This window comes from Subsaximicrobium wynnwilliamsii (assembly GCF_007997225.1).
GTDB lineage: Bacteria > Bacteroidota > Bacteroidia > Flavobacteriales > Flavobacteriaceae > Psychroserpens > Psychroserpens wynnwilliamsii.
Window position 1 is genome coordinate 23,805 of record NZ_VORM01000001.1, and the last position, 12,660, is coordinate 36,464.

At 40.0% G+C, this 12,660-nt stretch carries 9 protein-coding genes; 3 read left to right on the forward strand and 6 right to left on the reverse strand.

Annotated elements, in window-relative coordinates; genetic code table 11:
• Positions 1 to 69 precede the first annotated feature (69 nt).
• Entirely contained in the window at positions 70 to 2,508 is a 2,439-nt protein-coding gene (locus ESY88_RS00085; protein ID WP_147085057.1) for a zinc-dependent metalloprotease, read from the forward strand.
• 429 nt (positions 2,509 to 2,937) lie between these two features.
• Here the strand turns inward: ESY88_RS00085 and ESY88_RS00090 are convergent, their stop codons facing one another.
• The 5 genes from ESY88_RS00090 to ESY88_RS20775 form a co-directional block, all read right to left on the reverse strand.
• Positions 2,938 to 4,944, reverse strand: coding sequence for a DUF3857 domain-containing protein (locus ESY88_RS00090; RefSeq protein WP_147084820.1), 2,007 nt, complete (start codon positions 4,942 to 4,944; stop codon positions 2,938 to 2,940).
• A complete protein-coding gene (locus ESY88_RS00095) occupies positions 4,941 to 6,806 on the reverse strand; it encodes a DUF3857 domain-containing protein (RefSeq protein WP_189702470.1) in 1,866 nt (621 codons plus the stop codon). The genes ESY88_RS00090 and ESY88_RS00095 overlap by 4 nt, the downstream gene beginning before the upstream one ends.
• 836 nt (positions 6,807 to 7,642) lie before the next feature.
• Positions 7,643 to 8,125 (reverse strand): hypothetical protein, encoded by a 483-nt coding sequence (locus ESY88_RS00100; protein WP_147084822.1) that lies wholly within the window; start codon positions 8,123 to 8,125, stop codon positions 7,643 to 7,645.
• Between the two features lie 176 nt (positions 8,126 to 8,301).
• Positions 8,302 to 8,784, reverse strand: a complete 483-nt coding sequence (locus ESY88_RS00105) for a hypothetical protein (RefSeq protein ID WP_189702471.1) — start codon at positions 8,782 to 8,784, stop codon at positions 8,302 to 8,304.
• Positions 8,762 to 8,920, reverse strand: coding sequence for a hypothetical protein (locus ESY88_RS20775; RefSeq protein WP_189702472.1), 159 nt, complete (start codon positions 8,918 to 8,920; stop codon positions 8,762 to 8,764). Before ESY88_RS20775 ends, ESY88_RS00105 begins: the two co-directional genes overlap by 23 nt.
• 148 nt (positions 8,921 to 9,068) lie before the next feature.
• On the opposite strand from ESY88_RS20775, the gene ESY88_RS00110 reads away from it, so the two are divergent.
• Entirely contained in the window at positions 9,069 to 10,577 is a 1,509-nt protein-coding gene (locus tag ESY88_RS00110) for a hypothetical protein (protein ID WP_147084824.1), read from the forward strand.
• Positions 10,578 to 10,860: 283 nt separating this feature from the next.
• Positions 10,861 to 11,190, forward strand: a complete 330-nt coding sequence (locus ESY88_RS00115) for a hypothetical protein (protein WP_147084825.1) — start codon at positions 10,861 to 10,863, stop codon at positions 11,188 to 11,190.
• Between the two features lie 85 nt (positions 11,191 to 11,275).
• Here ESY88_RS00115 and hemL read toward each other — a convergent pair whose 3' ends face one another.
• The gene (gene hemL, locus ESY88_RS00120) at positions 11,276 to 12,562 is read right to left on the reverse strand and encodes a glutamate-1-semialdehyde 2,1-aminomutase (protein ID WP_147084826.1); all 1,287 of its coding nucleotides are present in this window, start codon (positions 12,560 to 12,562) and stop codon (positions 11,276 to 11,278) included.
• Positions 12,563 to 12,660 lie beyond the last annotated feature (98 nt).

Genomic DNA, 12,660 nt, shown 5'->3' on the forward strand with positions numbered 1-12,660 from the left:
TCATTTTAAAAACCAATCATCTTGAAAAAACTTTCCATTAAACTGCTCTTTGCAGTTTCCGTATGCGTTATGGTATCTTGTAATACCACAAAAAAAGCAGCAGCATCTGCTGAGGCTGAAAAATCCAAATCAGATTCTGAGAAAAAAGCCGGCAAGGATGACCCCAAACCTTATGATAAGGTCATCACAAAAGAAGCTATAAGTGACTCTGGTTTATTTACCGTTCACAAGCTGGATGAAAAATACTTTTACGAAATTCCAGATTCGCTATTTGACCGAGAGATGCTCATGGTCACAAGAATCGCCAAAACCGCGAGTGGACTAGGCTTTGGTGGTGGAAAACAGAACGAGCAAGTGCTGCGTTGGCAAAAAATGGATAAAAAAGTAGTCTTGAGAGTGGTTTCCTATAATGTGGTGGCTTCCGATTCATTACCAATTAGTGAAGCCGTGGCCAACTCTAATTTTGAGCCCGTACTTTATACGTTTCCGATAGAAGCCTTCAGCAAGGATAGCACAAGCACTGTAATAGACGCAACGCCTTTATTCGAAAAAGATGTGCAATCCCTTGGCTTGCCTTCCTTCCGAAGAAAACCTTATAAAGTCACAAAATTGGAAAGTGACAAATCCTTTATCGAGGCTATTAAGAGTTACCCCCGCAATATCGAGGCTAGAAGCGTAAAGACCTATGCTGCCGGAGAACCTCCTTCCAATTCGAGTACGGGAACCATCTCCATAGAAATCAACAATTCCATGATTTTGTTGCCAGACAGCCCAATGAAGCGTCGTTATTTTGATGAGCGCGTGGGCTGGTTTACAAGTAGCCAAACCGATTATGGGCTAGAAGCCCAAAGAAGCAAAGAACTTGAATACTTAGACCGCTGGAGATTGGAGGTCAAGGATGAAGATATTGAGAAATTCAACCGCGGGGAGCTTGTAGTGCCTAAAAAACAAATTGTCTATTACATTGACAGAGCAACACCTTACAAATGGCGCGAATACATCAAACAAGGGATTGAAGATTGGCAAGTCGCCTTTGAGGCTGCAGGCTTTAAGGAGGCCATAATCGCCAAAGATCCACCAAGCGCTGAGGAAGATCCAGAATGGAGCCCAGAAGATGTGCGCTACTCGGTAGTGCGATATTTAGCCTCACCAATTCCCAATGCCAATGGGCCTCATGTGAGCGATCCAAGAACTGGTGAGATTTTGGAAAGTGACATTAACTGGTACCACAACGTGATGACTTTATTACGTGGTTGGTTTTTTGTGCAAACCGCAGCAATCAATACCGAAGCCCAGAGTCCGGAATTTAGAGACGATGTCATGGGGAGACTCATCCGTTTTGTGTCTTCGCACGAAGTTGGGCACACTTTAGGCTTACCACATAACATGGGAAGTAGTGTTGCCTATCCCGTGGAAAGCTTACGTGATGCCGAGTTTACCAAGAAAAACGGAACTGCGCCCTCTATCATGGATTATGCACGTTTCAATTACGTCGCCCAACCTGGAGATGAAGGTGTTGCCTTAATGCCAGATATTGGCACTTATGATAAATACGCCATTTCTTGGGGTTACAGACCAATTTTCGATAAAACCGCGGAAGAAGAAAAACCCATTTTGAACGAATGGATCATGAAGCATGCCGGCGACCCAATGTACCGATTTGGGCATCAACAAGCAGGCGATGTGGTAGATCCAAGTTCACAAACCGAAGATTTAGGAGATGACGCCATGTTGGCCAGTTCTTACGGCATAAAAAACCTGAAACGCATTGTGCCCAACCTAATTACTTGGACTACAGAAGACGGCGAAGATTATGACGATCTTGAGTACATGTACGGACAGGTCGTTGCCCAGTTCAATCGCTATATGGGCCATGTCTCCAACAATATTGGTGGTGTTTATGAAATATACAAGACTGCCGATCAAGAAGGTGCGGTTTATACGCCAGTTGCCAAGGAAAAACAAGCAGAAGCAATGCAGTTCATTCAGGATAACTTATTTACAACTCCAGAATGGCTCTTGGATGAAACTATTTTCAACCGGATTGAATTTTCAGGTTCTGTAGAACGCGTTCGCGGATTGCAAGAACGCACACTTAACAACATCCTCGATTTAGGAAAAATGCAGCGTTTGACTGAAGCTGAAACTTTTAATGGCGAAGATGCCTATGCTTTGACCGATATGATGAGCGACTTGCGAAATGGCGTTTGGAGCGAATTGCAAAGCGGAAAAACCATCGATACTTACAGACGCAACCTGCAACGCGCTTATATTGATCGCATGGCATTTTTAATGACTGCCAAAGACAAAAGCGGACGCTCAAACAGCACTTATGTAAAAGCTACGGCGGTCAACGCTAGCCAATCGGATATTAGACCGATTGTGAGAGCCGAACTAAAATCCTTAAGCAGGTCGTTGAAAGCGGCTAGAGGCGCAGATACGATGAGTAAAATTCACATTGCCGATGCCCTTGAACGTGTTGATATGATTTTGAATCCCAATGGATAGAAGGATTGACGATTGACGATTGACGATTGACGATTGACGAATTTTAAGAACATCATGATAATATAAAAGCCCCAACTTAATTTGGGGCTTTTTATTTAGAAAATTTTTTTGAATGTCTTCGGAATAGCAAACACGATTCTACTTTCAAAACCATAAGAAACTGAAGATAACTTCTAATATACGGCATTGGTTTTCATCGAGTAGCACAAGCGCACCATTGCCTATTCAAGCCTTGGCCAATAGTCTAAGATGCCTGCAACAAATAATTTGTTCGTGGATAGCATTTGTAGATAGCATGTAAAACCAGCGTCGTTTTGCTTTCTTTCCAACCTTCGAGGCTGGATGGGGTGGTTTTGGCAAACACCTAACTCATTCTAACAAAATCTCATCCTAAGCAATCGTGCATCAATTTAGAAGTTTTGCTTAATTTCACAAGGTTTTCGTAAGCACCACTTTTTCTTTCTCCTTTTTTACCAAGACTTCAAAAAACTCTTTCAGAAAAGGATAATAGGTAGATGCCACTATTGGGGTGTTCAAGTCATAATCCACAGCGATCTGTATGGCATTTGCATCACTTTGAATGAGATACTTGAAAGTACCTAGATCATTTGGGAGCTCAAGCACCACAGATTCTGGCAAACTTTCTACTTGATACCCTTCAGGGATGAGAATATTGATTTTATAGGCGGAACCCGAAGGGTACCCAAAATCTACAGGGAATTCCCTGGATTCGAGTTTAAACGGATTTTCATTTTGTGTGAAAAAGAGCATTGGCGACAGGAACAATTTATCGCCTATCACTTCCAATTGATTATCTGTAGAAAAAGAATATGCCAAAATCAACGGTTTTGACAACTCCAAGTCATTGGTAGCTTCAAACCCCGATACCTCAATCCCACCATAGTCATTCTCAAGGGACTCCAAAAACTCATCTCTGTTTTTGTCCAGTAATGACATTCTATAATTTACGGCATCGTGATTTGTTTTAAACGTTCTGATCTTGCCTGTAATTGTGCCATCGCCTTCTAGGCTTACGTTCATGAATGTTTTGGTTTCAGCCTTCAACTTAGGGTAAAGATCCACCAATGCACTACTGCCATGCTCTCTAATAATTCGACCTTCCCAATTCAATGTTCTAAATGGTAGAATATTTGGGGTACTATACATGGAAGTGGCATCGAACAAAACCACTTGATTCTCTAACTCTATGGCACTAATCACATAGTTATAACCTTCTCTGGTCGGGAACAAAGGCACACCGTTATTTCTCGAACTCACTAAAACAGGGTTGGCTTTAAGCCCTGCATATCTGAGCATAGCGGTAAGCATTAAGTTTATTTCGGCTACATTGCCAACATGGTCTTTATAGGCACTCCTAACGCCAACATCTGTGTATTTGCCATAGTAACCGTTCCATTTAACATTGGCCTTTACATGATTGAAAATGAGTGCGGCTTTTTCCATGGGCACGCTTGTGTTGGCTAACAATGCATCCAAATCTTTTTCGAAGTAATTCGATTTGTCTAGTTCACCCCCAAAATTATCACTTTTATAAATCGTTTTTACAACATCATCCCAGGTAGTGGAGTAATACGAAATGGGATCATTTGGGAATTTGGTCCAGGATAATTCATATTTTACAGAGGCGCGGTAATTATCTATATTGTTCACATAAGGCTCATCTCTAAGCGCAGGTACATTATCCAATTCATACTTGGATGTGGTAATACTATATTGTTTTTTGGAATAGCTCATTCTAGAACTCACGACCGCACCGCTAGTTCTTGTTCTATTCGCGAAATTAATGGTTCCTGTTTTCCTTCCAGATTTTGGGGATACCGGCAAATAGCCTTTTGTATTTAGTTTATAGCTGAAGTATTCGGGCGATTCAAAGCTCATTTCCAACTTTTTGATCGGCACTTCGGCCTGCAACTCAAATTCATCAATGCTTGATATAAATGGGGATATGATATCGTATTTATATTCAATCACACAACCCGCTTTGATATCTGGCAAAGTGAAAGCCACTTCTTTAGTGTATTTGGATTTTTCATTTTCGAAGATCCCATCTTTTCTAAGTTTGGTATCTTCAACCTTACCATCAACCAAATCGTAGGTGTACCCTTTTAAACTCTCATACTTCTCCCTAGAAGAGCCATCTTCATGGAGCCAGAACTTTTTAGTGGCAAAATCGAAACCTTCTTGATTGTAAATTTTTATGCGTTCGTGAATTTCGGTCTTGAGAGAGAAACCTTCGTCCTGCATATAAGTGAAATAGGTTCTTCTGTACTTGTATAAATAGGTGGCACTTGCTGAAGAGTCATTGGGGTTGAATTGCTCCTCTAACTCCGCTTTGCTTACTTCGCCAAATTCATAATCTTGCGAATAGGTCATCGATCCTAAGAGAAAAATGATAATGCAGGTTATTTTTTTCATGGTTGATTGGTTTTAATAAGTGCCATTTTTGCATGGTCTTGATTGGTTATTTCTTTATAGAAATTTCTGAACTCTTTATAATCTTCTTTGGGAAAGTCACCATCGTTCCTGGTAAACTCACGTTTGTAGAGCAAGGTGCTGTCATTTACCTTTACAATTTTGCGCTTGTAGCTTCCAAACTTAGTACTGAGGTTCTCATCTTTTGGCAAGGCTTCAATAGTATAACCTTTAGGCAAATGCAGTTCTATTTCATCAACATCCTTAAAGCCTCTTTTTAATTTCAATGGTAGCATTCTATTGCGGTACCTGTCTGGCACATAATCAAATCGGTTAACCGCGTTCACAACCACCAGCATGCGCTCACCTGAAAGGTTGCCATAGTTGGTGGCTTTGAAGCTAAGATCCTCAGTGAAGGTCACGCTTTGTTTATCGTTGCCAATTTCAACCGCTTCTATGCTCATGTTATTGATATAAGACCAGCGCGCTTTATAAGCCTTCTCTAGCTCCCTCTCTGTTGAAGACGCCAGCAAATACTTCTTGTCGTATTGAATGCCCCTAGAAACACTGTTCAAACTTACATCGATGCTGCCATCCTGAAAAATCTTACAAGTGCTTTTAGTGGTTTGTGTGTTCTCTTTGGCAGTGTACTTCTTGGTGTGTTGAATTTCGCCGCCACTGGGAGTCACGACCAAAACATCACGGTCATCTGTAAAATCACCAATAAAACCAAATGGCAATTTTTGACTTGTACATTCCAGCCAAATGGTTTCATCCTCGTTTGGAATATTCAAAATAACATGGTTCCCTTGTAGGGATGCAAAATCATCTTGTATGTTTTTTTGGGAATTACCGGCAAAAACCACCGTGTAATATGAGGTAACGCCAACCACATTGAGCAGCGCCATTGTGTAATTGGTAAGCGCCTTACAATCGCCATAACTCAACCGGTCCACCTCGGCAGCGCTGAAGGGCTTCCATCCACCAATACCTACTTGCACGCTAATGTACCTGGTTTTGTTTTGCACATATTCATAGACCTTCTTTGCCTTTTCAATAGGATCGGTCACATTTTCAATAAGGGCATTGACTTCTAATATGGTTTTTTCAGGAAGTTCATGCGTACCATCAAGCAAGTCTTTATACATCCATTTACCAAAATCACTCCAGTTTTCAACACTGCCCGCTACACCTTTTAGATTGAATGTTTTTGTGGCAAACATGATTTTGGGCACCAAATCAGCAAGTAAGGGACTGTGATCCTCGGGCCGTATGGCCTCAATATGTTCGACTGAAAAATTATAACTGGCATCCTCGTGATGTTCTGTAAACGCATGAGCTTCAGCATTGAGAATTTTATAGCGTATAGCCAACTGCGAGGGATTGCTCAAGGAATACGTGCTTTTTTCAACACTCAAATGATAATCTGCCAAAGGATAAAACCAAGGAATAAAGGCTGTGTTTTTGGTCTCGGTTTCGTAAGTCAATTCAACCGTGTAAGGATAGGTAATAGCTGTGTATTCCAAATATTTCACTCGGGAATCGCCATATAAAGTGCCGCCATCAACTGCACTCACATCGTTAAAATCCCGGGTTTTTATTTTGTTGATTTCCTTTCCAAAGGCATCATATATTAAAACCTCGAGATCATTGATTTCCAAATCATCATCGTAATGCACAAAGGCATCAACGTGGCGATCTCCGTTCTTATTCAAGACGGTAATAATGCGTTTTACATTAATTATCATCTCATCGGAAGCCCTTAAATTGACCTTAACCTCGTTCAATCTAATGACCGCGTTGGCGTTTTGTTTGAGTTCTGAAGGAATCGAGAACGATTGGAGCAGCGCTTTGTCTTGTGCCATTGAATAAAATGACGCAAAAACAAGGCATAGTAGTAGGCTATACTTTGTGAGCATTTAGCTATTTTAGAGGATTAATGACTCAAAAATAGAGCTATTTGCATAAGAACCAAATTTTAAGCTTCTTAAAATTGTCTGGAGTTCTATAGCATCACGCAACAACTAATGATTGGTTTTAGATCTATTGAGCCTGCTAAAACTCCAAATAAAGTCCTAAGACTTCAAAGTATATAACCAATGCCCAATTAAGAAAATAGTAGATCCTGGAGTTTAAACGTACCTAAAATTAAAGTCTAAGCTGTAAATCAATACGCTCGGGGCAAGCCCACAAGGTATGAATTGAAATATGGCCTCTGTAGTTCGAGGCAAGCCTCGTAGCATAAAACACTCAGGAGGGATTCAAATTTCAGCACATCATGACTGAAGGTCGTTGCGTCTCTGGAATGGTCTATGTGATAGCATTCGTTAATTGAAGACATAACCAAGCAACCAATACAAAATAATGAAAACGAAAATAACGCCTATGCAGCCGCATCTCCCACCTCCTATTTTTTTTGCTCCCCAAAACGCGCCAATAAATCTTAAAATCTTGTTCATGCCAACCTTTAATTTAGGAGTTAAATTTAGTGCTTTATAAGTATTGAATACTACCAATATTCGATACAGACACTAATTAATCGAATAATTACAATGCTACAACACATCGAGCGATTACCTTTAATCGTTTAACCATTGTTTGATGTATTGGAACTTTTTCTATTAACTCAAAAAAACCCGCAATCCCAAAACTTAGGGATTGTGGGTTTTTAACGAATTGGACCTTTCAAACCAAGCACGCATCAAAATAAAAAAATCATGTATATGATCACACCTTCAGCGATACCGGTAATGATGCTCATCCCCAAAATATCCTTGATCTTACTCTTTAAAAAGAACACGATACTCAAAATGGCCATGATGGCTGCCAATAAAATTTCTAGCGCATCAATTTTGGTTAGCAAATAAGTAATCCCAGTAAAAGCTGCTGTAATCCCTGCAGTGATGAGGCAGAATTTAATAATTTCAGCTTTGTTATAATTGCCTTCCTTAAAGCCAGTCTTTAAGTCCCGAAGGATGGACAGAATAAAAAGCAGAGGCACAACCGACAAAAACGGAGCGAAAATCACCTTGATGCCCTTGACAATGGTCAAATCATAATATAAGAAAAACGCAATGGCAGTGAATGCCAATAAGCCAGTGACAATGATAGACTGAAATGTAAACAAGAGCTCACGTTTGTTGGCATTACTCTTTGGTTTTGGAGGTTCGATAATTGGATTCATGATTTTTAGATTTTAATTTGTATTAGTTTAGACTCTTAATTTTGGCTTTAATACTTTATAATTCAGGCCAATTGATCCTTTTCATGCTTTAAGGATTTAATCGCTCCCGAAATCTTTCGGGATTGGTACTATAAGCGACCTGTACCAGACAAAGTGGAAGCAAGCAGTCCTGATTCTTATATAAACACATGGATCGCCAATGCAAGCAGCACGCCACTTAAGACACCATTGACCCGTAAATTATTGTACAGCATAAAGTTGAGCACATAGCTGCTAATGGTCGTGGAATTGATGAGATGAGCAAAAATGAGATGGTCTTCCAGTGTTTGATGGGTCAACCACTCTATTAGCTGCATGACTCCCAAGCCAATCGCAATAGTGGCTATCAGCAAAATGGTTGCGGGCTTTTGGTGTTTTTGCTTGTAAGCATCTGTGTTTTTTGGCAAAAAATGTTCAATGACTAAAAAGCGCACAAACAACAATAAGGGAATGGGAAACACAATGGAAGCAATAATCTTGATCACATCTTTTAGATTATTGATCTCATCAAACCCCAAGAATACCAGATAAACAAACACCAGCACCGAAATACCAGTAGTAACCAAAAAAGCGCTATTGACCTGCTTGAGTTTCATCTTATCTGGCAAAAGCCAACCCATTTTGCATGGTGTTGTGAGATAAAAATGTGACGCATTGGTTGTAGCTTTCAATACATTCCCTTTGGATGGTTTTTGAAAACACCGTTATGGCCATCAATGCCATAAAAAATGCTGAAATCTTGATCATTCGTATCATATCATTTTGTTTTGATTAGGGTACAAATGTGAGAAGATTCAGTAAGAGTGCGAATCCAAATAATCGCATTTACTGACGATATAATTTAACTATTTAGTATATATTTTGCTTTTATCAGTATATTCAGTCAAATTTAAATGACGATATTTTGACAGACCTCAGCGCCATAATTGCCACATTTTCTTCGGAAGACTTGCAGCACTTCACAACTTATTTAGAAAAAAAGAACAAACGCCGCGACACCAAGAACATTGAATTGTTTCGTTTATTGGCTGAAGACAAGCTGAGCTCAAATGCAATTTGCGAACGTTTATATAAAGACAATAACAAAGTGGCCTACCATGCACTGCGCAAACGCCTTTACCAATCGCTCATCGATTTTATTGCCAATCGGAATCTGGAAGAAGAGAATTCCGTCGATATGCAGATCATCAAATACATTCTTGCAGCTCGTACTTTCTTGACCCATAAAGAATCAAAAATGGCCTATCAGGTTTTGGATAAGGCTGAAATGTTAGCACAAGAGCATCAGCTTTTTCCTATTTTGAACGAGATCTATCACACGCAAATCCAATATGCCTACTTAGAGCCTTCCGCAGATTTGGCGGCACTGATTTCTAAATTCCGAAGCAATCAAAAGCATCAGTTTATTGAGGAAGAATTAAACTTGGTCTATGCGAAAATAAGGCAAACACTTAATGCCATGGTTTATAGAGGAGCGGTTTTAGACTTTGAAACCATTCTGAAAGATGCGTTAACCGAGCATCACATCGACATTTCTGAAGCATTGTCCTTCAAATCCCTATACCAATTGATGACGATTGTAAGTCTTTCAGCATTTGTGACCAATGATTATCTCAAGATTGAATCGTTTTTATTGGATACTTATGACAAACTCAAAGACCATAAAACGAAAGACAAACAGCTGTTTTATCATATTCAAGTGGTCTATATCATTGCCAATACGCTGTTTCGAAACAAAAAATTCAGCGCTTCCTTGCAATTTTTGGAGCAGATGAAAAGCTTGATGCTTAAAAATCGCAAAAAACACTTCAACAGCTTCAAACCGAAATATGATTTGTTGACTGCCCTAAACCTCAACTACTCCAACAGACCAGAAGAAGCCATCTCACTTTTGAACGCAGTTAAGGACACTAAACATGCCGACAGCGAATCCCTTTTGGATATTAACCTGGCTTTGGTCATGTTTTACATGCAAAGCACCGACCTAAAAAAAGCCAAGCACTTGTTCTCAAAGTTTTACCATACAGATAAGTACTACAGTGAAAAAGCGGGACAAGAGTGGACTATTAAAAAGAACCTCGCCGAAATAATTCTATTCATGGAAATGGGCGAACTTGACCTGGTTGAATCGCGACTGCGCAGTTTTAAACGTTCCTTTTATCCGTATTTGAAAGCCATTGACCAAGAACGGGTAATTACCTATTTAAATCTGATAGCAGCGTATTATAAAGAACCCGAAAAAGTACGCTCTAAAGCCTTTGCAAACAAATTAGAACAATCTTTTGATTGGGTTGACAGCAGGCAGGAAGACATCTTTGTGATGAGTTTTTACGCTTGGCTCAAAAGCAAGATGGAATCGCGACCGCTTTATGAAACGACCTTAGACTTGGTGAAATCTGCACAGCTTATTTGAGGGGTTTGGGTTCATGTTCAAATTCAAGTTCACTTTTGAAGTTCAGAGTACTAATTTAAAAGGACCAATGCACCATGCAGCAGCTGGGATTATGATCTTGAAATTCAAATCACTCAACCAGCTCAAACAACTTTAATCCCAAAACCTCATCCCTACTCCCTCATGCCGCTTACTCCCTCAAAGCTAAAATAGGATCCTCGAAGTCCAAATCTTGATTTTCACGGCGCAATGCTTTTTTTATGCTAAAAAGTATTATTTTAGTGCTTTGTAAAAAATCCTTGACATGAAAAAATATCTTAGTCTCTGTTTGATTGCTTTCGCACTTTGTATTAGCACTCAAGATATGATGGCTCAAAATCGAATTGAAATCGATAGAGCTGCAAACCAAAAAACCAAAACCTTAAGAAAGACGCTTAAGTTTGACAGCACTAAAATGGAAGATGTCTATGAGGCCTATAAAGCCTACGAACTCATTTATCAAAACATCGATAACAATCTTGAGAAAAATACAGAGCGTTTAAAAGAAATAAACAACAGGCTTGATGAGAAACTCAAAGGCATCTTAACAGAAGAGCAATTTGAACTTTATCTAAACACCTATAGATCCTCTTAAAACTAGTTGTTATAATTTATAAAAAAATCCGGCAGAGGTCTTATTAACCTTCTACCGGATTTTTTTTACTTATAAGTTTCAACTTTTACAATGTCGAGGCTACTTTTTCTACTGCTTTTATGGTAGCGTCCAAATCTTCGTAAGACAAGGCATCGTTCAAAAAGTAGCTTTCAAATGCCGATGGCGGCAAATAAACACCTTCAGCCAACATGCCGTGAAAAAATTGCTTGAAACGCTCGTTGTTACCCAAAGCTGCTGTTTTGAAATCAACCACCTCTCCTATGGTAAAATGAATGGAAATCATGGAACCTTCCCTATTGATGACGTGCGGAATCTTATGTTTGTTCAAGGCCTTAGCACAGCCTTTATGCAGGTATTCTGTTTTATCGGCAAGTCTTTTAAAAAGTTCTTGGTCTTCAGCAATCGTTTCTAACATAGCCAACCCTGCGGCCATGGCCAATGGATTTCCGCTGAGTGTCCCCCCTTGATAAACACTGCCCAAAGGTGCCAAATGTTGCATGATCTCATCTCGGGCTGCAAAAGCGCCCACTGGTAAACCACCACCTATGACTTTTCCGAAGCATACAATATCGGCGTTGACGCCATAAAGTTCCTGCACGCCGCCTTTTGCCAATCTAAAGCCCGTCATGACCTCATCAAATACAAGTAATATATTATGTGCATCACAAAGCGTTCTCAATTGCTTCAAAAAATTCTTTTTTGGCGGAATACAGCCCATATTACCAGCAACAGGCTCTATGATGATACAGGAAATCTCATTCGCATTGGCTTCAATTAGCGTTTTGACACTATCAATGTCGTTATAAATGGCCATGAGCGTATCCTTTGCGGTGTTTTGGGTCACACCAGGACTATTTGGGCTGCCAAAAGTGACTGCACCACTGCCGGCTTCTATCAAAAATGAATCACTGTGACCATGATAACAACCTGCGAATTTGATGATTTTGTCCCGATCTGTAAAACCTCTCGCCAAGCGCACGGCACTCATGCAGGCTTCAGTCCCAGAATTCACAAATCTTATTTTATCAATGTTTGGGACCATCTCAACCGCCAATTTGGCGATTTTGGTTTCAATTTCAGTAGGCATTCCGTAAGAAGTACCATCCTTTGCTTTGGCGATCACCGCATTGACCACCGGCTCAAAGGCGTGCCCTAAAATCATGGGACCCCAAGAACTGATGTAATCAATATAGCGATTACCGTCCTCATCAAAAACATAGGCACCCTTAGCCGATTTGGCAAAAATAGGTGTGCCGCCAACCGCCTTGAAGGCTCTAACAGGGGAATTCACACCTCCTGGGATGTATTTTTCGGCTTCCTTGAATAAGGCACTACTGCGTTGGTATAACATATTGTATTTTTTAAATTCTATAGTTTATTTTGTGTGAGACTCCAGATACTTCGGAAGGCTTTTTGAACTAAAATCAGAACTTGACTGAAACCAAAGGA